The sequence below is a fragment of the Paenibacillus sp. Leaf72 genome (assembly GCF_001422685.1).
Lineage (GTDB): Bacteria > Bacillota > Bacilli > Paenibacillales > Paenibacillaceae > Pristimantibacillus.
Window position 1 is genome coordinate 622,447 of record NZ_LMLV01000001.1, and the last position, 23,443, is coordinate 645,889.

A 23,443-nucleotide genomic window follows, 5' to 3' on the forward strand; every position below is an offset into this window, starting at 1 on the left:
CTCTGGCTTGCCAATGCGCCCTCAAGCTTCCATTTGCGCTTGACCATTATATATAAAAATTTCATAAACTTCCACTATTATTAAATCAGCCCGCATATTTCTCCTTTACCTCCGTTTTGGAGGGGATGCTGCCTGAATCCACTTGTTTTCTTAAAGCGAAAAAGCCAATCAAAGCGATAAACACGGACCATGCAGCAAATACATACATATAATTCCCGCCGTAATTTTGCTGAACCGCACCGCCTATGGACCCTCCCAAAATGCCTGATACGCCTAAAAAAATCATAGCCAGCAGCGATTGGGATGTTGTTCTAAATGCTTTAGGCACCACTAAAACCATATAATTTACGGCTGATGCCCAAAATAGGCTGTAGGTTATCGCTTGAAACAACTGCAACGCTAAAATGATATAAGGCTCGGTCGTATACACATAACAAACCCATCGAATGATATAAAATAAAGACGCCACAATGATCAACTTTAAGGGATGGAACCTTTTCAATAGTTTAGCCGACATATAAAAACCTATGATCTCGCTCAAGCCAATGATGGCCCAAGCCCATGAAATCATAGAATCACTTGCACCGATTTCTTTAAAGTATATGGAGAATAAAGCATCATTCATTCGGTGGGGCACCGCTAAAAACAATAAAAAAATCAAAAAGACAAATATTTTTTTATTGCCTATTAACTGTACGAGGTCTTTCCAATGAAATCGGCTGCTCTCCTGTCCGTCCACTTCATTTAAATTAAATAATATAACGATGGCGGCAAGCCAAATAGGAAAATAGATTTTAATTAATGCGTCTAATCCTCCGATACGTTCAAAATAAGCGCCAAGAAATACAGCGACCATACAAAAGCCGATAGAGCCCCACAATCGGATCGTACTGTATGTACTTTTGAATTTTTCAGCCATTTTCACAGTCAGCGTATCTACCAATGGAATGGCGGAAAGGAAAAACATAAATAAAGAAACGACAAAAACAACCGACAACAGCTTGCTGCTTATATAAAACAAACCAACTGCACTTATTCCTGTCAAGCCCCATAAAAGCAATAAAATCCGTTTTACTGCATGCCATTTATCACTAATGTAACCTACAATGGGCTGAAGAAAAATTGCAAAGAAAGGGCCTACCATAAGCAGCAGCCCAATTTGAGCGATGCTAAAGCCTCTCTCTGAAAGCAGTAACGGAAGATAAGGAAGCAAAATTGCGAAGGTCGAAAAAACTAAAAAATTTAAAGCTTTAATTTGCATCATTACTCTACCCATTGTCAACCTCTATCCTATGCTAGTTTGTCTTACTGCACAAGCGCAAACGGCTTTGCCGTCCTCTGGCGGCAAAGCTTTCGTTTCAAGAGTGGAATATAGAGAAAGGATAACGAAATGATATACTTTCCTATATTTAAAAAAAAGAAGCCAATTTTAGGCTGAAATGACTTCTTTTCATTTAATTCCTTATTTCCCATACACATTTAGATATTCCTTAATTTTTGTCACATGCTGCTCTTTATCGGCAGCATCGGACATGTAGGCTACAACATCTGTTATACGAGCTACGACGTATATGTTCACATTATAGGCTTTGCTTGCTTCCTCCAATGCGGATAATGCCGTTTCGGAGCCTTTTTCTTCTCTATCCAACGCAACTAGAAATGCCGTTAATTGGCCTCCCTCGCTTTCGACGAGCTGCTTCGTCTCTTTAATCGTTCTGCCTGATGTAAGCACATCATCGACCGCAAGAATTTTTTTGCCAGCAAGGGATGCGCCAATGATATTTCCGCCCTCGCCGTATTGCTTCTGCAGCTTGCGATTGAAGGCGAAACCAACATTAATGGCATCGTTATTATGCAAGGCCAGTGCTGTAGTTAACGCTATCGGTATACCTTTGTAGGCGGGCCCAAAAATAATATCGAATGGTATCTGTTCCTTCACAATCGTATCTGCATAGAAGCTTCCCAGCCGCGCTAACATCGCAGAATCATTGAAGGAACCAAAATTAAAAAAGTATGGGCTTAATCTTCCCGATTTCAATGTGAATTCACCAAATTTAATGATGCCATCATCGACTATAAACTTTGCAAATTCCTTACTAATATCTCGCAGCTCATTCACCTTCCATCTCTAATTAACGTTTAGGATAAAACATTCGATTTCATTTGTAATGAATCAAACGTTTTATTTTGAATCGTTTGCTGCAGCTCAGAGCGATCAAGCAGCGTTATATTTTTTTCAACAAGCCATTCGTCATCGTAAAACTGGTCCAAATAATTGATGCCCGTATCCGGGATAATCGCAACAGCAGCTTGTGAATCACTATTATTCAGCCAAGCCAAAGCCGCTACTACCGTCAAGCCGCCAGATCCCCCTATTAAAATACCATGATGTCGAGCAAGCAAACGACACATCGATATCGCTTCCTGGTCGCTGGCAATGCACACCTGATCCAACACTGAAATATCTGTATTATCGCTTCTCCAGCTTAGTCCTACACCATTAATCAAATAAGGAGAAAATTTTTCTCGGAACACAGCCGAACCCGCTACATCGCAAGCAACAATTTTCACATCCGGCCGCTGCTCTTTCACATATTTCCCAATTCCACACAGATGCCCGCCTGTGCTGACTGCGCCAATAATAGAATCTACCGGCAAATCCACGATTTCCAATGCGGTCGTTTGAGAATGATATTGCGGATTTTGCGGATTATCATATTGGTTTGTCCAGTAAGCATTAGGAAATTGTTGAAGCAGCTCCTGAACCCGGTTCAGCCTCGCTCGTTGAAAGCCGCCATCCGCTGCTGGTGAAGTGACCATGCTGATTTCTGCCCCATAAGCCTGGTACCACCTAAGCAAGCTTTCGCTTACTTTTGGATCAACAACAATAATGACCCGAAACCCATACACAGCCCCTAGCATAGCCAGAGATTTCCCAAGATTGCCTGAGGTAGATTCTACTAATATACTGTCATGATTTAATTTTCCTGAAGCAAGAGCCGATTTCACTAAGCCAAGAGCCGTTCGATCCTTGATGCTAAAATTGGGATTAAAATAATCCAGCTTTAAATATAGTCTTTTGCCCTTAGGAACTAAATCATCAGCTAGAGCTAGAACCGGCGTATTTCCGATGCATTCCGTAATATTGTTATATATCATTGCGTCACCCCACAATTTTAATTAAGCTATCACCCGTAGTCAGTATTTTATTGCCGCTCTGCAGCACGACGATAGGATCTTCTACATGCAAGGCTCCAAGACCAAATTCATAATAAGGGGTCTCTATGGAAAGAACCATTCCTTCTTCAATAACATCATCGCTTGCTGGGGATAAAATAGGCAGTTCGTACGGCTCTAGGCCAATTCCGTGTCCAACATGATGCCTTCTATAGCTTTCAAAGCCTGCTTCATGAACAGCATTCATCGTCAGATGGAACACATCCTTGCCCTTCATCCCCGGCTTAACCCTTTTTATCGCCTCTTGCTGCCCTTTATGCAGCGCATTATATTTCAAGTATTCGGCTTTAAGCTCCTTGTAGGCGAAAACTCTGGCAATATCCGCCCAATAACCATCACATACAATGTCGCAATCAAACCATAAAATATCTCCTGGCATTAGACGGTTGTCAGCACTAGGCTTTCTTTGGCCGCCGACGGCATGTCTGCCCACTTTAATCATCGGCAATGTAGCTACAGCACCTTGCTCTGCAATCGAGCATGAAAAAATTTTGACAATTTCCTGTTCATTAATGCCCTCATATAGCTGATCAATAACGGTTTTAATCGCTTTCTCGATACAAATAGACGAATAAGCAAGCGCCTCTATTTCAAAGCTCGTTTTAACCGCCCTAACGCTTCGGATCACCGCCGAGCTTTCAACCCATTCAACCTGAGGGAGCTTGCTTTTAATCATCGACAAGCGGCTTCCTCTCATGCCATCCTCATCAATCCCTACTCGTTCACTCGCGAGATTAAGCTTATGGATTAACGCAACAAGACCTTCTTCGGCATTTACATTTCCATTGTCATGATTTGATAAATCGTTCAAACGCTGCTCGTCTTCCGTTAATGGGGTGTCTGCTCCATATTCCCGATAAAAGGTACCATAGGTTATGACTTCCCCAATGGGGACTCTCGCATCTAAAATCTGGTCAATTTCACCAACGGAATGCACAATATGAACCTTATCGGGAGCACAGCTTGTAATGACTGCGAAGCATTGTCCAAAATAAGGGTTCAACGTTTTGACTACAGGCTCAAATCCTGTAAAATATTTTATATTTTCTTTGGTAGCCGCAACAATGGCCGACAGATTATGCTCTTTCATTTTTGATAATAATCGCTCCGTATTAAACAGCATCATTCACCTCATGTTTTATTCGAACTCTAATTGCTCAACCAGCTTAATAACGGCAGGGGCAAGCAAGCTATTATCGCTTGAGTCCACCCAATCCACTTCACTAATTTCCGAACACGGCACGATATGTCCAGCCCAGGTTGCTGTATAACAGATGAGCTCAACGTTGGCATCCTCTTTATAGGCAGGCCCTATTACCGTTGTCAAATGTTGAATGCTTTCCCTCTGAACTTCTATATTCAGCTCTTCTTTCAATTCCCTTACTAGAGCTTCCTGCGGGTCCTCTCCTGGCTCTATTTTCCCACCGGGCAAATACCACAGCTCATTATCCCTAACCCTAACGAGAAGCAGCTTGTTTTTATCCTGTTTTACAAGGCAGGCACAGCTAATCATTGTCATGCAGCAGCACCCTATCTACCATGTTGATCATGTTTTGCTTGTCATAATTTATAAAATGTCCTGCGGCAATTCTCATCGGGTCCCCAGCATGAAAAAATTCATAGACTAACTGTCTTTGCCCAAAGCCATCACCGGATGCATCCCAAGCGAGATTTAATAATTTAGTCCGGGATAACGCATCCGTCTCACCTGTAGTAAGCGCACTCCCCAAGTCGCTTAAATCCGAATTAAGAAAATCCTCATAATGCGGGGTAGACAACATGGAACCAGCGGCAAGAGATTGCAAGGTTTTAACCATCGTTTCATACATTTTCGGAAAATTATAGCGAATCGCCTGAATCGCGCTAATGCTTGGCGTTATAACTCCTTCCTCACTTATCGTTGCCTCTGCCTCACTCCATGCGATGCTCGCTTTTACAAGCTCAACATAGGAGGTTAGCTCTCCTAACTTTTCTTGAATATTAATAAATCCATCAAGCTTCAGCATCTTCGCCAGTTGAATGGAAATGCCTGTGAGGAGCTCCGCTTTAGATAAACCTCGCACAATACCTTGATGCCCCGTATGGTTTCTAGCAAAGGTTTTATCGTAGAATAAATTTGATTTAGCAACATCTCTAAACACGAACACCTTGTCCCAAGGAATAAATACTTCATTTAAAATCAAATAAGCATCAATTTCATCAAAAGCGTTAGCTAGTGGGTGATCAAAGGAATGATAGGCTGGATTCACCATCGGTTTTCGGCAAATAATTTTCACGCCTGGGTAATCGATTGGCAAAGCAAAAGAAACCGCGTAGTCCTCGTCACCCGGCTTTAACCCTGGCATATTAAAAATGAGCAATTCATCTGCAATTGGCGCCAAGGTTACGATCATTTTTGCCCCAGTAACGACGATTCCTTTTTGATCATGGCTTACGATTCTCACGGCCGCATATTCATTGATTTGGGAGCCAAGAGGCAAAGAACGATCAATTTGCGGATTAATAGCCCCATGCCCTACAAATAAGTTATTCTCTTTCACATATTGATAGTAAGCTCTCATATTTTCCGAGAAATTAGCAAACGGATTGCTTCCCAGCTGCTTAGAATGAGCATATAACGTAGCTAAAGCGGCATTGATAAAATCTGGCGTTCTGCCCAACATCCCAAAGGAAATATCCGCTACAGCCTTGTAGGATTTTCTTTTCCGCTGCAAATCCTCGATTGTTGAAGGGACTAGCAGACTAATTGCGGCATTGTGGCTGCCATCGTTAAAACAATGAATATCGGATTGTTCTTCCTGCAAATCATAATACTTTTCAATACAACCAATCGCACCCGCAAAAGCCGGGTTTGTCGCTACATCCACTTGAATCCCGTTTAAATAAACAGAATTTCTCCCTTTCATTCTTTTCAAATAGGCACTTTTAGCTGAAAATTCATAGGTTTGCACGTTATTCAACACCTCTTACATTATTTTTTACCATAAAAATCTTGATAATTAGTTTATAAAAAATCTAAATTAAACATAAAATAAAAAATAGATAATTATAGCAAATTACATATGTAATGGTAATTTAATTTTATGAAAAAGTCTGTCGAAATTAGCTGTCGAATATAGACTTTTTTTGTCGTAATTAGCTTTGAAAATGGTTTAAAACGATAAAAAGCAGCCGCTCCCGTAATGGAAACTGCTGCTTTTTATCTATTTATCGCGAAAACTAAAGCCATTCTATATGTCATGTAAGCGTTTTATTATTTGTAAATATACGACATTTATATTGATGGTACAGACAAACTTTCCTGTATATAACAGCAGATCTTCCCGTCAGAGCAGGATGCGGTTTCCGCAAAAAAATAGCAGGACAAAGAACGATTGCTGCGTTCTTTATCCTGCCGGAATTGCTTATGAATGATACTTGATAGATTTAGCCCTTGAGCTGCTTATACTTCTCTGCGTATTTGCTAACGCTCTGAATGAATGTCGCATGCGACCAAGTGAGCGGTGCGACAGAGAGCGGGCTGCCGTCGAACGGATTCAGCTGCTCTGCCAGCAATCCGCTGGATAAAGCATGATCCACGACCCATTGCAGCGTCTGCTTCGGCCCTTCCAGATCATCCAGCTTCTGTGCAGAAGCAATTTGGTAATTGGCGACCCATAGCGTGCAGATAATCCACGGATTGCCCGGAATTTTATCAATATCGCCGGTTTGCTGGAAATAATAATCGTTCGTATACCGTGCATGTCCGCCGACGTCGGTCTGGATTTTCAACCCATCTCTGATCGCATTCATCGTCCGAACAACTTTATCATCATCGACCGGCAGCACGCCAAATTCCCAAATGCCGAATACGCTGCTCTCCAGCGTCATATCCTTCACCCAGCCATTGTCCTTCTGAATAAGCCCTCGCGCGAACCGTCCGCTTTCCTCATCCCACAGCTGTGTCAGCATGCCGTTCTTAAACGTCTGGGCTGTATTCCGGTAATGGTCGCTGCGCTCATAATCGCCGAACAGCTCGGTGAAGAAGGCTGCCGCCATTAAGCCGCCATATACAGAAGCGACGGTATAGGTCCAGATGCCATAACGCTCTTCCCACAGGTCATAGCTCGGTTTAGGCAGCGACAGCTCAGGCTCTATATAGCTGCTAAGAAAGGTAGCTGCCTTGCGAATCAAGTTGCTGTACAAGGACTGAGGCAGCTCAATGACTTGATTGCGCAAATAATCCTGCCATAACGCGAACAGGACGAGCGCCGTCTCGTCTTCCTGAATCGGAAGCCGCTGGCTGCCCTGTACGATATACGGATGCCAGCTGGAGCCGACCGTTCCATCCGGATTGTATTTGTGATACAAATAGCCATCTGGCGCAAGCGCTGCTGCGCAAAAATTGAAAAATGGCGCAATAACGCTCTGGTAGCCGGCAAGCGACATCGATTCGGCGATTAATGCGCCGTCACGCGGCCACATGTAGCTGTAATGGTCACGATTGTATTGCAATATATCCGTATCATTCGCCGCCAAAATCGCGCCGCGCTCATCTACCTGCGTGCGCACGATGAGCAGGCTGTGACGGAACATGCGGCTGATGCTCTCATTTAAATCGCCCAAATCGCTCTCGGCTCTTCTCAGCCAATGATTCCAATAGATGACGACGCGGCTAAGCAGCTTTTCTGGGCTATTATCAAGGACGTATTGATTAAGCTCCTTGACCTCCTCCAGGTTTTTGCCAATCGACATCCAATAATAAAACGTTTTTTCGCCGTCCCCCGGCACATTGGCACTGAGGCCAATCGTACTGTCTACGGAGCCTTGGGCAATCGTATTGCCCATTAGCACGCCATCCTCTGCATCACGCCAGGTGCCTTCCGCAGAGTGGAACCGTTTGATTCCCGTCGAATATTGCATCAAGCCGCCTTCATCGCTTGAGCCGCTGAACATAAAATAGTTCGAGCGCTTGTAATGAAACAGCGTATTATTTTCCGGGTAATACGCAGCTGTATCGCCTACCTCCGAGCCATCGATCATCAAATCCTGATGAAAAAACAGCCTTGCCTCGCGGCCATCATTGCGTAAATTTCGTACGACGACCCGCTTAATATAAATGCATTCACGCTGATGAATGCCATCATTCATCTGCAGCTCGACACCAAGCCCAGCATGTCTGGCTATGATGTTCGTAACGAGCGAATCGTCAATATACCCAAGCTCAATGTTCCACTCGGGTTCATCCAGCCAGGAGAAGACGCCGCCAATCCAAATTCCGAAGCGGCAATAGTGGCCGCCCACATGATTGAGCTGTCCCACATAAGGATAATAAATATCGCGGATGTAACAGGTTTGATCCAAATTCACTAACAGCTTGCCATTGCCAATTACAAGGTGACGGGGCATGGTTTGTTCTCCTCTCGCTGTAACAAAAGTTGATGATATACGGCTACGTAGGCTTTGGCCGAGCGATTCCAGCTATAGTTCTCCTTGGAGACATTGTCTATAATTTGCTTCCAGGCCTCTGGATTGCGGTATACGCGCAGCGCTCTGCTAACCGTACTCCAATATTCATCGGCATCATAGCCCACAAAGCTGAAGCCATTTCCTTCACCAGTATATTCATCAAAAGACTGGACGGTATCCTTTAATCCCCCGGTCTCCCTAACGATCGGGACAGCACGGTAGCGCAGCGCAAGGAGCTGGCTGATTCCGCAAGGCTCGAAGCGTGAAGGCAGCAAATATAAATCAGCTCCTGCGTAGATGCGGCGAGCAAGCCTCTCGTTATAGCCAAGCTTTACCGCAATTTTGTCAGGATAACGCAGCGCGAACTGCTGCAGCTGCTGCTCATAATGCCACTCGCCCGAACCAAGAATGACGAGCTGGATATCCTCCTGCAGCAGCAGCTCAAGCCTTGCCGTGATGAGGTCCAGCCCTTTCTGCTCTACAAGCCGGTTGACCATGCCCATGAGCGGAATTTCCTCCGATTCCGGAAGCCCGAGCTCCTGCTGCAAATCGATCTTGTTTTTCCGTTTTCGGCTAATTGAATTACGGTATGGCGTATGCAGCGAGGAATCCTTCATTGGATCATAGGACTCATCATCAATGCCATTAACAATGCCCAGAAGATCGCTTTCGCGATGCCGCAGCAGCTCCTCCAGACGCTCGCCATATTCACTGCCCTTGATTTCTTCCGCATAAGTATGGCTGACTGTCGTCAGCTTGTCTGCATACACCAGGCCGCCCTTCAAACAGCTGGCTGCGCCATGAAACTCCAGCCCATCCGGGCCAAAAGCTTCATCATCCGCACCGGTTAAATCCTGAAGCTGCTTGATGCCTAGTACGCCCTGATATTTGAGATTATGGATGGTGAAAACAGTGCGGATATGTGCCCATTGCCCCGCATATTGCGTCTTGAGCAGAAACGGAATGAGCGCGGTCTGCCAATCGTGGCAATGGATGACATCCGGAAGCACATCCATAAAGCTTAGCGCCTCCAGCACAGCAAAGCTAAAAAACACAAAGCGCTCAGGATCGTCTCCATATCCATATAACCCTCTGCGCTTAAAATAAAACTCATTGTCGATCAAATAATAGCAAACGCCTTCGATTTCTCCACGGAATAACCCGCAATATTGATTACGCCAGCTAAAGGAAACGTTGAAGGAAGCGATTTGTTCGAAATATTCCAAATATTCTGCTGGAATGTCCTCATATTTTGGCAAAATAACGCTTGTGCCGATTTGACGTTTAACCAATGCTTTGGGAAGAGCGCCTGCAACGTCGCCCAAGCCGCCGGTTTTTGCGAGTGGCGCGGCCTCCGAAGTTGCAAACAAAATATTCATTTTTTCTCCTCCTGTTTCGCTCAAAAATGTAGCCAGCAGAGGCTGCGACACGCTGTAGATAAGTCCCAGCTTTACCCCCAGCCTCATGCCTGCTATTCATTTAGTTAGATCGTCTTGCGCTTGCCTGCCAGGAAGGGCAGCTTCTCCGCTCCTCTTATATCGCGGTTGCAATCGACTCGTACGTCCTTATCCAAAATGCTATGCTGAATCAGGCTATTTTCGCCAATGATGCCATTTTGCATAATGATGCTATTGCGAATGACTGCCCCTTTGCCAATATGGACACCCCGGAACAAAATGCTGTTCTCCACGGTCCCTTCAATACGGCAGCCATTAGCGATTAATGAATTATTAACCTTGGAAGATTCCAAATACCGCGCAGGTGGCTCATCCTTAACCTTCGTGAAGATCGTGCCCGGCTGGAAAAACAGTTCCTTCCACACTTCAGGGCAAAGCAGATTCATGCTATTGGTAAAATAGCTTTCAAGCGTATTGACTACGCCCAAATAACCATCGTATAAATGTCCATAAACCCGCAGCTTGTTCAAGCGGGAGAATATCGCATGGCGTACGAGATGATCCTGCCCTTGGGCGAGCGAGGTTTCTACGATTTCCATGAGCAAATCCTTCTTCATCACATACATTTCCATCGAGGAAATATCGCTCAGCATGCGCCCATAGTTTTCCTGAATCGATGTAATTCGGCCATCGCTGCTCATCTTGACCTTGCGCGCCTTGCCGGCCAGATCATGCTGCTTCTTGCACACGATTGTAATATCCGCCCCGCGTGCCTCATGCTCATCAATAATCGGATTGAAATCAATATTGCAAACCATATGGCTACGCGTAATGACAACATACTCCGTCGTTGAGCGGTTGAAATAATCGCGATTTTGATAAAAATGGTATAAATCGCCGCGGCTGATTTCCTGCAAATCATCCGTAGCTGGCGGCAAAATAAACAACCCGCTCTGACGATTGTTCAAATCCCAATATTTACCTGATCCAAGATGATCCATAAGTGAGCGATACTTCGTATGCGCAAACACCGCTACCTTGTTAATGCCAGAGTTCACCATGCTGGACAAAATAAAATCAATGAGCCTGTAGCGTGCTCCAAACGGCACGGTCGCAAGGCAGCGGCTTTGCGTTAAATGCTCCAACTCGTCCGACTCGTGTATTAAATTGATAACGCCCATTATCCGGTTGCTCATGATGGCTCCACCTCCAGCAATACGTGATCATTCGCAACGAACTGTCCAACAGCTACGACGGTAATCGCATCATCCTCCGGATCGCCAATCTGCACGCCGTCTTCGATTACAGCGCCTTCGCCGATAATTGCCCGATAAACGCGTGCCCCTTCGCCAATTCGCACATTCGGCATAATGACGGACTCGCTCACCTCACTGTCCTTCTCCATCTGTACGCCATAGAAGAGAACGGAACGATCTACCCGCCCTTCCACAACGCAGCCCTCCGTCACCATAGATGATTTCACCTCGGCGCCCGCCGCTACGTATTGTGCCGGCCGATTGGGATTGACAGAATAGATGCGCCAATCTTGATCCGATAGATCTAGCGAAGGCTCCTCTGCGAGCAAATCCATATTCGCCTCCCATAGGCTTTCAATCGTGCCGACATCCTTCCAGTAGCCGCGGAACGAATAAGCGCTGACGATGAGGCCATCCCGCATCATAGCCGGAATAACGTCTTTGCCAAAATCATTGCTGGACTGGCGGTTCGCCTCGTCATAAATCAAATACTTTTGCAATACCGACCATGTAAAAATGTAGACGCCCATCGAGGCGATATTGCTGGTCGGCTTCGCAGGCTTTTCCTCAAATGCAGTTATACGGTCTTCATCATCGACATGCATGACACCGAAGCGGCTGGCTTCCTTCCAATCTACTTCTATACCTGCTATCGTTACATCCGCCCCGCACCGCTTATGATGCTGAAGCATCAGATCGTAGTCCATCGTATAAATATGATCGCCGGAAATGACCAAGACATAGCTTGGATTATATCGCTCAATAAACTCCATATTCTGGTAGATTGCGTTGGCCGTGCCCTTGTACCAGACGCCGCCCTTCTGTTTCACATGCGGAGGAAGAATAGCCATGCCGCCATCGCTGCGATCCAGACCCCAAGGCGTTCCAATGCCCAAATAACGATTGAGCTCAAACGGCTGATACTGCGTCAATACACCTACTGTATCGATACCTGAATGCGTGCAATTGCTTAATGTAAAATCAATAATCCGATATTTCCCGCCGAAATAAACGGCAGGCTTGGCCAAATCCTTCGTCAGCACTCCAAGACGTTTTCCTTCACCCCCTGCAAGCAGCATTGCCAACATTTCTTTACGAGCCATGGACACCAACTCCTTATTCATGAGTGTCCCCCAGAACCTAGATGAGAGAGCAAGGCGATAGCGGGGGAAAATGTGATGAGATGCAACATTTGCAGCCGTGCCCAGCAATCGTATCGCTGACGAAATAAGGTTATCCCTTATCCCCGAGTCCCGGGTTTATATGACTTGTCGTCTATGAAAGAGCGGTTGCAACCCGGCTCTGGCACTCCGATTTGATAGTTGGAGCAGCATTTTGGAGTAGTTGGCTTTAACAACAAACCCTTGCCACATCATAATTAGGATATGACAGATTGTCCGGCAATATGAATATATGCCAGAATAGAACTGGAAGAGAGCTTCCGTCCGTGAGCAGACAAACTATGGAGCTAAAGTGAATAGGAAGCAAAGAGCTGCTTAACTGTGATAAATTCGTATGCGAGAGTTCTACATTTGCGGTGGCCTTGCCATTGAGTGAAATAAAGCTGTAGTGGGGATAATCATCCTGTTATTTGGAAAGCTGCGATTGACAAGGTCTGCTCCTTCCTTTTAAATTGGACAAAAGCGACGGTTGCCTGATTATTTGTGAGGTAAATGGGGCCAATGGCCCCATCTTGCAGCTAGTTATATTATACATCTTTCATAGCCAAATGAAACCTTAAATTGCTGATTTACTGACTGATAGAAGATGAATATGTATTTATTTTATACTGTACGGGTTACGCGATGAATGTAATAATGTTTAGAGCAGTATCCCTTCGTACTCGCGCTTTTTGTACAGTTAATCCATTTACAGTTCGTTACAATTTTCGTTCTACGAGGCCGGATGGTGAGAGGGTCGCCATGACGCATAAGACGCTGATGGTGCATGGAGCATAATTCTCTGGCTTTGACGGGTTTGGTGCAGTTCTCAATGGTGCATTCATTATTCATGGTGTATCTCCTCCGGAATCAAGCCTTTTAAAATATTTCCCTATATATTGATTATTTTAACAAGGAAAGCGACAAGTTATAAAGCGCGCTGAGCGCCCAATAAGCTGCAATAATCGGACAGATAACCATCTATCCGCTAGCTATATGCCTGCTAGGCTTGCGAGTTTAATTAATTAAACACTAGACCAATGTGAAACGGTTGTCGCCGTCCTCTAGCGGCGCGGCGCGTTTCATTCCGAGAAATATAGAGAACGGATAGTATTAGGATATGCTTTCCTATATTTCAAGCGTAAACGGCTGTCTTTGTCCTCTGGCGGCAAAGCTACCGTTTTGTCATGAAATATAAAAATTTATTAGTGTGCAACTTATAAATTCTTATATTTTAAAAATACCTTACATACATGCCGCACTGCTGGCTCAAAGGAGCGAAAACGATTGACGGTTTTTGAAAGAGTGTTTCAAATGATGGACAGTCCTGCTGCTATTATCCGATCTGTAAAGCATTATGGCTTCTTCATGGATGTCAATGAAGCTTTCATTCGCCTAACAGGTCTGGAATATGAATCTTTGATAGACAAGCCGGTAGGCGAGCTGGTAGAGAACTGGTCGCTCAAGCATTTCAAGACCAGCACAAAACGAGAAGGACTGCTCCACACCTGCAAGCCGGGAGGGACGCCCGTCATGGTCGAGCATAACAACCTGAATATGCTTAACGAAGAGCGCCAGGCATTATCACTCATTATACTGACTGATTTGAGCTCCCATCATTGGATTGAACGACAATTCGAGACGAATACGGTGCTGTTTAGCGGCATTCTCGACGCCAATTATCAGGTGCAGTTTTTGAAAGACCCCTTCCCCGCCTATTTGATAGCCGACGGCCATTTGAATGGAGAATCTTTTCTGGAAATTGTGGCCGAAAGCGAGCATATGCGCCTGCTACATATTTTGGAGGAAACGCGAAAATTCAAAAAAACAAACCATATTACTGTAAAAACAACCAAAGTCAATGGCGTAGAGCTTGAAGTAAAGATTACATTCACACCCATCTTTGACGGGTTTGGACGAATTAAGGAATACGCCTTCATCGTGCTTGATTTGCAGCCTATTAACACGCATGAGTATATTGATTCCAGCATGCGGCTGAAAATTTGGATGGCAAAACGCGACATAAGCGCAGGCCAGCTTGCAGCTGCCACCGGTATTTCCATCCAGACGATTTCCAAGCTGCGCAATGGAAAAATAAAAATGCCCCAGCGGCTTACGGCTGAACTGATTGCCTCCGAGCTCAAGGTGGACTGCTTAGAGATTTGGCAAAAAATACGCAAATAAGGGATGGTCCCCTTCAGGACCATCCCTTATTTATATACTATTTGTTATTAAGCGGTTCGGCTAGCTGCGCTTTGTCCAGAAAGCTTGTCGACTCGCCCATGTAATACAGGTGCAGCTCATGCATCGCTCTCGTACAGGCCGTATAAAACAGCTTGCGCTCGTCTTCCCGTCCATAGACTAAGCTTGAAGCATTATACAAAATGACAGCATCAAACTCCACGCCTTTAGCCAAATAGGAAGGAATAACGACAGCCCCCTGCTCGAACGTCGACGTTTCTTTAGCAATTAAGTTTATATCTGGAACGATGGCGGACAAAGCTTCAAAAGCCTGCCTGCTTTCCTCCGCTGTCTTGCCAATAACGGCAATCGAGCTATTGCCTTGTTTCTTGAGCGCCTCGATACGCTGGGCAATTTGCTTCGTCAGCTCTTCCTCGCCAGCAATAGCGGTAATCGTTGGCCATGGACCGCTGCGGTTGAACGGAATAATCCGCTCCCCGCCCGCAATAAAGCTGCTAGTAAATTCAGAAATTTGGCGGGTTGAGCGATAGCTCCTCTCCAATACGACGCGCTCGGTTTCCTGCTCCTCATACATGCCCGACAAGGCATGAAAGCTGTCGCCGACTACAGCATGGGCGAAAATCGACTGGTTCAAATCGCCAAGCGCCGTAATTTTGCTGCTCGGGAATATTTTCTTTAAATAATGGAATTGGAACGGCGAATAATCCTGCGCTTCATCGACGAACAAATGCTTAACCGACGTATTCGTCTGGAAGCCCTCAAGCAGCTCCTTCAAATATAAATAAGGCGTGGCATCCTCATAAAATAATTCCTTACGCGCCAGCTTCTCCGCCGTGCCTTCGCAGATCGCAGCCCAAAGCTGCGGATATTCGCCCTCATGCTTGTTTGTTTCATGAAACAGCTGGCGATACACCTCCGGCATATCCAGAAACTTAAGCCGTTTTACCCGGCTGCGCAGGCGCTTAAAGCGCTCCTGTACAATGATTGCCGCCAGACGGTCGCTCTCCCGCTTATGGTCATCGAAGGAATTTTGCGTAAATCCTTCCTTATCCAGCAGCTCGCTGTAAACTGTATTATACGTTTCGTTATCGAGCAGTTCCATCTCTTCTTCTACCCAGCGCTTGCCCCGCTCCTCGCGCCCGAGGCGGGTCAGCTCCTTGAGCAGCCACTCGGCGGTCATGCGCAGACGGTTCGGAATCGGATGAGAACGATTTTGGCTGTAAAAATGCTCGTGTATTGCCTCGGCTGTAATTAACGTGCGGCCGCGGAACTTCATCGCCCGAAAGCGCAATCCCTTCTCGCCAAGTGAAGCGGCATACCGATCAATCAGCCCAATAAAAGCAAGGCTTGATTTGTAGCGAATCCCTTCAATGCGTGCATCATATTCGCTGCCATGAGCGGCAGAGAGCGTATACTCCAATTGGGAGAATGGGTCCTCCAGATCAAAGGTTTGAACAAGGCGATGCTCCAAATACTGCTGATACGTCGTCTGCTGCATATTTTGCTCGCCGAGCTCCGGCAGTACGGTTGCGACGTAGCTGTTAAACATCGGATTTGGCGAAAAAAGGACGATTTGATCGGCATTCAATGTACCGCGATAGCGATAGAGCAAATAAGCTACCCGCTGCAAGGCAGCTGAAGTTTTACCGCTTCCCGCCGCTCCTTGAACGAGCAGCAGGCGAGCCCGCTCATTGCGGATAATTTGATTTTGCTCGCGCTGAATCGTCGCCACAATGCTTTTCATTTGCGAATCCGACTGCTTGCCTAGCACTGCTTGCAGTATTTCATCGCCAATCGTTACGCCCGTGTCGAACATGCCTTCAATTTCGCCCTGACGAATAATATACTGGCGCTTCAGCGTCATTTCTCCGGAAATTTGCCCACCTGGCGTCTCATATTTTGCAGGTCCCGGCGAATAATCGTAATAGAGGCCGGAAATAGGTGCACGCCAGTCATAAATTAAGTAGTTGGCTCCGCTTTCGTCGAGCAGGGAACCTACCCCCAAATAAATCGGCTCAATCGCCTCGCGGCTCTCGCCATCCTCTACAAAATCAATGCGGCCGAAATACGGCGACTGTGCCAGCTTCTTCAGCAGCCCTAGCTGCACCATTGCCACGCGGCGCGTCCGTTCCCGTTCCGACAGCAATTCAGCCTGCTGCTTCAAGCTGGCATGCGTCTCCGCAGATTCGGCAGAATCCTCAAAGTTGACCGTTACGTCATCCCAGAAGTTTTTACGAATGTCTACAATGTCCTCGCGCAGATCTCCAGCCTGATCCTGCAAGCCGTCGATTTGCTCCTTGACCCACTTCGTTACCCGATTAACTCGCAGCTGTTCCTGTTCAAGCTCATAATTCGGCATCATAGGTCACGCTCCTTTATATATAAAAGTAGTACTTCCGCAATTGTATAAATAAGAAATAAACATTGCCCGTCTTAAAACAAGCGATTATAATGGCAAAGGCAGAAATATAATCATACATGCTGCATCGCAGCAAAGCAAGCCGCGGTTCGTAAACTCCCGCGTTATCAAAACTAGGAGGTTTTTTCACATGTTCAACTTGTGGTTCGGCGTTCTTTTTATGCTCGCCCACTTCACGCTTTTTCTCATTTCCTACCGATTATTCGGCAAAGTCGGCATCTTTGCCTGGATTGGCATGGCGACCGTTGTCGCCAATATTCAAGTCGTCAAAACCGTTGATTTGCAATTCGGTACGCTGGCCATCGTTATTACGCTCGGCAATACGATGTATGGCACCATCTATTTGGCATCCGACCTGCTCAACGAGAAATATGGCGAAGCCGATGCCAAAAAAGCGGTCTGGTTAGGGTTCTTCACCTTAATCGCCTCAACCATTATTATGCAGATGGCGCTGCTGTTTAATCCAGCCGAGCCCGGTGTGGAGGCGCAAGCAGCGCTTCAGACCATATTCGGCATGCTGCCGCAAATTGCCCTTGGCAGCCTATGCGCCTATTTTGTCAGCCAATTTCTTGATGTGAAAATTTATTCACTGCTCAAGCGGCTGTTTCCAGCCCGCAATCAGCTGTGGATACGCAATAACGGCAGTACGATTATTAGCCAATTCGTCGATTCGCTTATCTTTTGTACGATCGCCTTTGCAACTGAATATGAGTTCGATGTGTGGATGTCGATCTTCCTGTCCACCTATGTCATTAAGTTTCTGGTGTCCGTCTGCTCGACGCCGTTTCTATATGCAGCGCGAAGCTTCACGTTCAAGAAAGAATCGATTTAAGTCCGTAATGCAAGGTGAAACGGCTGTCGCCATCCTTTGGCGGCGCGGCGCGTTTCATTCCGAGAAATATAGAGAAAGGATTGCGCTAGGATATCCTTTCCTATATTTCAAGGTGAAACGGCTGTCGCCATCCTTTGGCGGCAGGCGTACAAATAACCTCCCTTCTGCCGGGAGGTTATTTGTACGCCGCGGCGCATTTTATTTATAAAAGCCGATGTCATCCAGCATCACTCGGCCAGGCGCTCCGGAAAAATAAAACATTATCCGCTTAATTTCCGTTCCAGATGGCCAGCCGCCTGCCTCGGCAAACCGTGCCACTGGCAAGCTGTAGGTTTGAAACACCGATTCCATGCTCGCTTTATATTTCCCCTCTTTCATTCGCTTCTCAAGCCAAGGGACAATAGTAAACTGCGTTTCGAAGGGCAGCGGAATATCGTTAAAACTGGATAATGGCAAGCGTACCGCCTCACCATGGGCAGGCACAAGCTCGAGCTCGATTTGAGGTACAGCTTCTGCATCACCCGTATTTTCCATTGAAAAGCTGAACGTATCCAGCCCTTTGGAAACGACAGCCTCGCTATACGTCGCTGCAAGCTCCAACGTATACGTGGCCGCAGCGTCCCATTCCAGCACAGCGCCTCGCGAGCCCTTGTTACGATTGTCGCGGTCCTTCGCTTCCGACTCCTCCCATACGTTGAAGCCTTCGGCGCTCAGCTTGCCTCCGCTCGGCAGCGTCAGCTTGTCCACATCCTCTTCATAACGCGCTGCCGCGAGGAAGGAAGCATCCTCGTATCTGCTCACATAGTCGCTGGAGGAAGGGAGCCAGTCCCGCGCCGCTCTGTTATTTTCGAACAATGGCTTATAAGCCTCGTTGCCGTGCAGCGTCGCTTCCAGAAAAGCCGCGATATACACTTTAGCTGCCTGCTGCTGCTCCGCCTGCGTCATCATGTTGTGCTGATTGAGAAACAGGCCACCGGGAACCCGCTCATCCATCATGCCCCAATCGGAATTAAAGCGGCTGTGGTTGGCCTCGGACATATACAGCGACGCTTTAAAATACGGCGAGCCCAGCGTAAAGCTGGTGCGAATATACTGCCTGTCCCCGTAAAAGCTGTTGACGTCTCCGTCCCTTGCGCCTTGCAGCGTCAAATAGCTGACGTCTTTAAGCCGCGCCGATGCTTTGTCTACCTCCTTATCCGTCGGGGCCAAAGCGACAACCGAAGCAAAATCGACCTCGGCGATGCTGGCAAGCCCTTCATCCTTCGCAAACCATCGCTTGTAATCCACTGCCATCGCTACCGCTTGGCCGCCGCGTGAATGCCCAATTAGAGAGACCTTGGAAAAATCCACTTTATTGAAAAAGGGATTATCCGTCAGCGTGCTGAACGACTGGATTTGCTGAATATGCTTGAGCATAATCCATGCCCGCATTTTCATATCCTGCTCGGGGATGCCCGACCAGACCGAATAATTAAGAAAGTTTTCATCTACCGATATCGCAATAAAGCCCCGACTCGCAAGCAGCTCCCCCAAATAGGCATAGCCTGCATCCGAAAACTCCTCCATTAAGTGATTGCCATGCACCATGAGCACAAGCGGGAACGCTCCATCCCCTTCCGGCATCCACACTCTCGCATTTAATGGAAGCCCGCTTTGGTCAAAGCCCCAAAACTGCTGCTTGAGCCACGTCCACTTTTTAATGTAAGCCGATGCATCTACGGAAGTCGTTAGCAGCTCCGTCTGCGCGCCATACTCGCTGCGCTGCTTGTCACTCCCGCTCCCGTAGGTAAAGGTGCGATAGCTGTAACCGCCCGGCAATGCCGGATTTTCCGCATCAATGGATGCAACCGGCAGCGCGTCTTCCAGGCTCATATCCAAGGCACCATCCGCAGATGAATCGTATGACCCCATATCTGCGGCAGGCGCTGCATCATCAGAAGCTCCGCGTAATTGATTCGCTGCAACGTTTATTAATAGTGCTCCTGCTACAACAATGCCTGCTATGGCGAGCCCTCTGCCGCGCAGCTTTAGTATTTGCCCGAGCAGCATGCCTGCAAGCGCGCCACAAATGGCATACGCCGCTGCAAATAATGCTGACATAAGCAAGCCAAATTCAGAATAATAAAAAATGAAATAAGCTTCTAACCCCACATATAGAAAATACCCGGCAAACAAGCGGGGAACCGGTACAAAAACTAGCGTTAGCAGTACTGAGCATAGCTGCGCAGCTGCATACAAGGCCACCGTATTAATCAACACAAAACCGCCGATGTCCACAAGCGCCCCAAGACCCGTCGGCATGCCCAGCGCAACTAGCGCCATCGCAAGCGTTCCGAATATCACCAGCCCCGCCGAGCCATGGTGGAACAGCGGCCTGTCATAGGCGAGCCGCTGATGCATCCGCGCCTTTAACCACTGGGCCAACCGCTGCCGTCTCGGAATCTTCGGTGGCGGCACAATGCCTAACGGCCCCAATGCTGTATTCACTTGCGATCAGCTGCCTTTATAAAAAGCCAATTGCGGTTTTCGCGCTGTTCAATCTCTACAGGCACACCGAAAAAGTCGCTCATGCGCGCCGATGAAAGCACCTTGCTCGTATCCCCAGCTTCAAAAACCCGGCCGTCCTTGATCAGCAGCGTCTGATTGAAGCAAGGCAAAATTTCCTCCACATGATGCGTTACATAAATAATAGTCGGCGCATCCGGCTGCTGTGCCACCTGATTGATCATCTCCAGCAGCTGCTCTCTCGCAAATACATCAAGCCCTGTACAAGGCTCGTCCAAAATAAGCAGCTTCGGCGCAGCCATCAGCGCCCTTGCAATGAGCACCCGCTGGCGCTCGCCCTGCGAGAGCGTGCTGTACGTGCGGTTCATCAGAACTTCACAGCCGAGATTGCGCATCAGGGAAACCGCCTGCTCTTCATCTTCCTGAAGCGCTTGATCATACAGCCCGATCGTCGCAAATTTTCCGCTTAAGACGATTTTGAAGGCGGTATCCTGACCATACAGCTTCTGCTGAAGCGATGTGCTGACCCAGCCTATGCTTTTGCGCAGCTCGCGCAAATCGTATTCGCCAAATTTATGCCCCAGTACTGCTACAGAACCTGTCGTTGGCCAAATATAGCCGTTAATCATATTTAAAAGCGTCGTCTTCCCGGAGCCGTTAAGCCCTAGCAAACACCAGTGCTGACCCGCTTCAACCTGCCAATCAATCCCCTGAAGGACGACTTTTTCTTCCCGTTCCCAAGTTATATTATGAATGTCTATGATCATTGTTCTCATCCTCCCATGTAGACTAAATTATATGTAAATTGGCTCTAACATTCAATCCTTTCCCAGCACGCGCCTGCTGGGATGACCTTATGCCTCCCCCCGAAATGAGCAATGTGGACGGGAACATGGTACAATAATAGAAGCAAGAATGATATTAGGAGTGATGGATCGCATGCAGCGAGATATGATGAAGCAATGGGCGCACTTTTTTTTAACGTATAAATTCGCCTTGGATGAAGTGGAGACGAAGCTGAATATTTTAAACGAGGAATTTCAATTTATTCATGACTACAACCCGATTGAGCATGTCAAAACGCGGATTAAAAATCCCGAAAGCGTCATGGACAAGCTCCGCCGCAAAAATATGGATATTAATTTGGAAAATGCGAAAGAGCACATTCGAGATATTGCTGGCGTCCGGGTTATCTGTTCTTTCTCCACTGACATTTATCAAATATTGGAAATGATCAGCCAGCAAACCGACGTTAAAGTAATTGAAGTGAAGGATTATGTGCTCAATCCGAAGCCAAATGGCTATAAGAGCCTGCATCTTATTGTAGAAATTCCCGTCTTCCTGACGAACCGCATTGAAAATGTGCTGGTAGAAATTCAAATCCGCACGAGCGCGATGGATTTCTGGGCCAGCCTAGAGCACAAAATTTACTACAAATATAATGAAGGCATTCCACCGGAAATTCAACAGCAGCTGAAGGAATCCGCCGACATGATCAATTTGCTCGATAAACGCATGCTCGCTCTGAATCAAGAGGTACTTAAGCACCGTGAATTTGCGATAGAATAATCGCAAAAAAAAGCCTCCGGCACCGCTGCATAAGCGGTATCCGGAGGCTTTTTTTCAAGAAGATACAGGTGATGCATCGTTCGGTTGAATCATATAAGGTCAGGTTATGGCCCGGTACAATGGAATAATAACAACAGCGAGCACAAAGGCGATTAGGCCAATTGTGACTGCCCATGATCCAAGTCCCTTCGCTCCTTGACGGTACGCGACAAAGCCGAGCACCGCTGCGGCTGCACCCATAAGCGCAGGCCATAAAAACCAGGAAGCGATCGCAAACACCAATCCGACCCAGCCCAGCGCAGTGCCTCCGGTGCTCTCCCTTACCGTATCCTCGCCTTCACTTTTGCTTTCGCTGCGCGGAACATAAGATACGGGAACAGGTACTCCAGCGGCAAATTCCCCTGCCATTTCTTCATTAATATTACGGCTTTCATGGTTTATTTCTTCATCGGATAACAATGCTCTATGATGACGCTCTTCCAACGCTGCTTCGTGGTTTTGCTCCTTCTCCCCATGACTGCTGCTTTCCGTTTCATCCCAGCGTTCCATTTGGGATCACCTCCACATTTAAGCTTTGTCTTTCGCTTCCAACGATTTTAGCCCAAGGCTTCTGCACCTGACAGCCATCCCCAGCTGCCTTAGCGCGCTTTAAAGGTATGGCAGCATGTTGCAGACGACTTCGCCGCCTGGTCCTGATGCTGCAAGCCTAACTCTTCAGCGGCAAATTCAGATCCAAAATCGGCACTTGCATGCTGGTCAATATCAATCGCAATGGAATCGGCGCCACAGTTATTTCCTTCTGACCAAAACGTGCAATTCGATACGCTGCATGATACGCCCTTTGGCATAAAAAAATCACCTCCGCTATCAAGTTTCCCTGAACGGAGGTGATTCATTCTGCCTTATTTTTGCCCCTGCATCCGGCGCTGGGTCATGTAGTCTGTTTCATAATAAGCAAGCTCATCGCGCAGCTCTTCGTAAATTTTGGATAAAGACAAAACAATGTCGCGTGCTTCCCGAACAGGCTTGAACAAGAAGCGAATGGCGTCTTGACCTGTGTAAGCATAGCGGCCATCTTCGGAATAACATTCATTTTTAGGATAGAAGAAGGCATTCACACATTGATGGTACACTTCGTACAAGGCACGTTCTGCAAAATCGTTATCAAAATTGGGGCGTCTGAGCAATACTCCCAGCTTTTCAACCGAGACCTCAGAAAACACCAACAAATGTCTCAAATCGGATAGCAGGCCTTTGTAAAAATTTTGCGCCTCGTCACTGCTTTGCTCCGCTTTCAGCTGTACGAGCGAATAGTGATTCAAAAATGGCTCCAATTGATTCACGGCTTCTTTAAGTTTAATACGGGTTGTCTCACTAAGTGGTTTGACATTAGTCGCTGGCATAGGTAGTTCCCCTTT

The 23,443-nt window shown here is 46.8% G+C and carries 19 protein-coding genes; 3 read left to right on the forward strand and 16 right to left on the reverse strand.

Features of this window, described 5'->3' with window-relative positions; all coding sequences use genetic code 11:
* Positions 1-85: 85 nt before the first annotated feature.
* The 10 genes from ASF12_RS02770 to ASF12_RS02815 all read right to left on the reverse strand — a co-directional run bounded on the left by ASF12_RS02770 (position 86) and on the right by ASF12_RS02815 (position 12,441).
* The gene (locus ASF12_RS02770; protein WP_056029230.1) at positions 86-1,276 is read right to left on the reverse strand and encodes an MFS transporter; all 1,191 of its coding nucleotides are present in this window, start codon (positions 1,274-1,276) and stop codon (positions 86-88) included.
* Between the two features lie 186 nt (positions 1,277-1,462).
* Positions 1,463-2,119, reverse strand: coding sequence for an orotate phosphoribosyltransferase (gene pyrE, locus ASF12_RS02775; protein WP_235533024.1), 657 nt, complete (start codon positions 2,117-2,119; stop codon positions 1,463-1,465).
* A 20-nt stretch (positions 2,120-2,139) separates the two neighbouring features.
* On the reverse strand, positions 2,140-3,159 hold the full coding sequence (locus ASF12_RS02780) for a cysteine synthase family protein (RefSeq protein ID WP_056029233.1): 1,020 nt from the start codon (positions 3,157-3,159) through the stop codon (positions 2,140-2,142).
* A gap of 4 nt (positions 3,160-3,163) precedes the next feature.
* Positions 3,164-4,363 carry a Xaa-Pro peptidase family protein gene (locus ASF12_RS02785; RefSeq protein ID WP_327204891.1) on the reverse strand — a complete coding sequence of 400 codons (1,200 nt, stop codon included), beginning with the start codon at positions 4,361-4,363 and terminating at the stop codon, positions 3,164-3,166.
* A gap of 12 nt (positions 4,364-4,375) precedes the next feature.
* On the reverse strand, positions 4,376-4,756 hold the full coding sequence (locus ASF12_RS02790) for an NUDIX hydrolase (protein ID WP_056029242.1): 381 nt from the start codon (positions 4,754-4,756) through the stop codon (positions 4,376-4,378).
* The gene (locus ASF12_RS02795) at positions 4,743-6,188 is read right to left on the reverse strand and encodes a 4-hydroxyphenylacetate 3-hydroxylase family protein (RefSeq protein WP_235533026.1); all 1,446 of its coding nucleotides are present in this window, start codon (positions 6,186-6,188) and stop codon (positions 4,743-4,745) included. The genes ASF12_RS02790 and ASF12_RS02795 overlap by 14 nt, the downstream gene beginning before the upstream one ends.
* Positions 6,189-6,663: 475 nt before the next feature.
* Complete coding sequence (locus ASF12_RS02800; RefSeq protein WP_056029245.1) at positions 6,664-8,625, reverse strand: glycoside hydrolase family 15 protein; 1,962 nt, start codon at positions 8,623-8,625, stop codon at positions 6,664-6,666.
* Positions 8,607-10,064: a glycogen synthase GlgA gene (gene glgA, locus ASF12_RS02805; RefSeq protein ID WP_056029248.1), complete on the reverse strand. Its 1,458-nt coding sequence runs from the start codon at positions 10,062-10,064 to the stop codon at positions 8,607-8,609. The genes ASF12_RS02800 and glgA overlap by 19 nt, the downstream gene beginning before the upstream one ends.
* 104 nt (positions 10,065-10,168) lie before the next feature.
* Positions 10,169-11,278, reverse strand: a complete 1,110-nt coding sequence (gene glgD / locus ASF12_RS02810; protein ID WP_056029251.1) for a glucose-1-phosphate adenylyltransferase subunit GlgD — start codon at positions 11,276-11,278, stop codon at positions 10,169-10,171.
* Positions 11,275-12,441, reverse strand: a complete 1,167-nt coding sequence (locus ASF12_RS02815; RefSeq protein WP_056032723.1) for a glucose-1-phosphate adenylyltransferase — start codon at positions 12,439-12,441, stop codon at positions 11,275-11,277. The genes glgD and ASF12_RS02815 overlap by 4 nt, the downstream gene beginning before the upstream one ends.
* 1,344 nt (positions 12,442-13,785) lie before the next feature.
* Here ASF12_RS02815 and ASF12_RS02820 point away from each other — a divergent pair.
* Positions 13,786-14,682: a PAS domain-containing protein gene (locus ASF12_RS02820; RefSeq protein ID WP_056029254.1), complete on the forward strand. Its 897-nt coding sequence runs from the start codon at positions 13,786-13,788 to the stop codon at positions 14,680-14,682.
* 37 nt (positions 14,683-14,719) lie between these two features.
* Here the strand turns inward: ASF12_RS02820 and helD are convergent, their stop codons facing one another.
* Complete coding sequence (gene helD / locus ASF12_RS02825; protein WP_056032726.1) at positions 14,720-17,059, reverse strand: RNA polymerase recycling motor HelD; 2,340 nt, start codon at positions 17,057-17,059, stop codon at positions 14,720-14,722.
* A gap of 190 nt (positions 17,060-17,249) precedes the next feature.
* On the opposite strand from helD, the gene ASF12_RS02830 reads away from it, so the two are divergent.
* Positions 17,250-17,951, forward strand: coding sequence for a queuosine precursor transporter (locus ASF12_RS02830; protein WP_056029257.1), 702 nt, complete (start codon positions 17,250-17,252; stop codon positions 17,949-17,951).
* Positions 17,952-18,149: 198 nt separating this feature from the next.
* Here the strand turns inward: ASF12_RS02830 and ASF12_RS02835 are convergent, their stop codons facing one another.
* Both ASF12_RS02835 and ASF12_RS02840 read right to left on the reverse strand, forming a co-directional pair.
* Positions 18,150-20,438, reverse strand: a complete 2,289-nt coding sequence (locus ASF12_RS02835; RefSeq protein WP_056029260.1) for a poly(ethylene terephthalate) hydrolase family protein — start codon at positions 20,436-20,438, stop codon at positions 18,150-18,152.
* A complete protein-coding gene (locus tag ASF12_RS02840; protein ID WP_200931580.1) occupies positions 20,435-21,223 on the reverse strand; it encodes an ABC transporter ATP-binding protein in 789 nt (262 codons plus the stop codon). The genes ASF12_RS02835 and ASF12_RS02840 overlap by 4 nt, the downstream gene beginning before the upstream one ends.
* A gap of 172 nt (positions 21,224-21,395) precedes the next feature.
* Between ASF12_RS02840 and ASF12_RS02845 the strand changes: the two genes are divergently transcribed.
* Complete coding sequence (locus ASF12_RS02845) at positions 21,396-22,025, forward strand: GTP pyrophosphokinase (protein ID WP_341278386.1); 630 nt, start codon at positions 21,396-21,398, stop codon at positions 22,023-22,025.
* 99 nt (positions 22,026-22,124) lie between these two features.
* Here the strand turns inward: ASF12_RS02845 and ASF12_RS02850 are convergent, their stop codons facing one another.
* From ASF12_RS02850 to ASF12_RS02860, 3 genes are all read right to left on the reverse strand, one after another.
* The gene (locus ASF12_RS02850) at positions 22,125-22,574 is read right to left on the reverse strand and encodes a prepilin peptidase (RefSeq protein WP_056029266.1); all 450 of its coding nucleotides are present in this window, start codon (positions 22,572-22,574) and stop codon (positions 22,125-22,127) included.
* An 89-nt stretch (positions 22,575-22,663) separates the two neighbouring features.
* Positions 22,664-22,873 carry a DUF1540 domain-containing protein gene (locus ASF12_RS02855; RefSeq protein ID WP_056029269.1) on the reverse strand — a complete coding sequence of 70 codons (210 nt, stop codon included), beginning with the start codon at positions 22,871-22,873 and terminating at the stop codon, positions 22,664-22,666.
* 54 nt (positions 22,874-22,927) lie between these two features.
* Positions 22,928-23,428: a YpuI family protein gene (locus ASF12_RS02860; RefSeq protein ID WP_056029271.1), complete on the reverse strand. Its 501-nt coding sequence runs from the start codon at positions 23,426-23,428 to the stop codon at positions 22,928-22,930.
* Positions 23,429-23,443 lie beyond the last annotated feature (15 nt).

Coding starts and splice junctions, on each gene's coding strand:
- ASF12_RS02770 (WP_056029230.1), bottom strand. CDS start 1,276: ATGGGTAGAGTAATGATGCAAATTAAAGCTTTAAATTTTTTAGTTTTT.
- ASF12_RS02780 (WP_056029233.1), bottom strand. CDS start 3,159: ATGATATATAACAATATTACGGAATGCATCGGAAATACGCCGGTTCTA.
- ASF12_RS02785 (WP_327204891.1), bottom strand. CDS start 4,363: ATGATGCTGTTTAATACGGAGCGATTATTATCAAAAATGAAAGAGCAT.
- ASF12_RS02790 (WP_056029242.1), bottom strand. CDS start 4,756: ATGACAATGATTAGCTGTGCCTGCCTTGTAAAACAGGATAAAAACAAG.
- ASF12_RS02800 (WP_056029245.1), bottom strand. CDS start 8,625: ATGCCCCGTCACCTTGTAATTGGCAATGGCAAGCTGTTAGTGAATTTG.
- glgA (WP_056029248.1), bottom strand. CDS start 10,064: ATGAATATTTTGTTTGCAACTTCGGAGGCCGCGCCACTCGCAAAAACC.
- glgD (WP_056029251.1), bottom strand. CDS start 11,278: ATGAGCAACCGGATAATGGGCGTTATCAATTTAATACACGAGTCGGAC.
- ASF12_RS02815 (WP_056032723.1), bottom strand. CDS start 12,441: ATGGCTCGTAAAGAAATGTTGGCAATGCTGCTTGCAGGGGGTGAAGGA.
- helD (WP_056032726.1), bottom strand. CDS start 17,059: ATGCCGAATTATGAGCTTGAACAGGAACAGCTGCGAGTTAATCGGGTA.
- ASF12_RS02830 (WP_056029257.1), top strand. CDS start 17,250: ATGTTCAACTTGTGGTTCGGCGTTCTTTTTATGCTCGCCCACTTCACG.
- ASF12_RS02840 (WP_200931580.1), bottom strand. CDS start 21,223: ATGATCATAGACATTCATAATATAACTTGGGAACGGGAAGAAAAAGTC.
- ASF12_RS02845 (WP_341278386.1), top strand. CDS start 21,396: ATGCAGCGAGATATGATGAAGCAATGGGCGCACTTTTTTTTAACGTAT.
- ASF12_RS02850 (WP_056029266.1), bottom strand. CDS start 22,574: ATGGAACGCTGGGATGAAACGGAAAGCAGCAGTCATGGGGAGAAGGAG.
- ASF12_RS02855 (WP_056029269.1), bottom strand. CDS start 22,873: ATGCCAAAGGGCGTATCATGCAGCGTATCGAATTGCACGTTTTGGTCA.
- ASF12_RS02860 (WP_056029271.1), bottom strand. CDS start 23,428: ATGCCAGCGACTAATGTCAAACCACTTAGTGAGACAACCCGTATTAAA.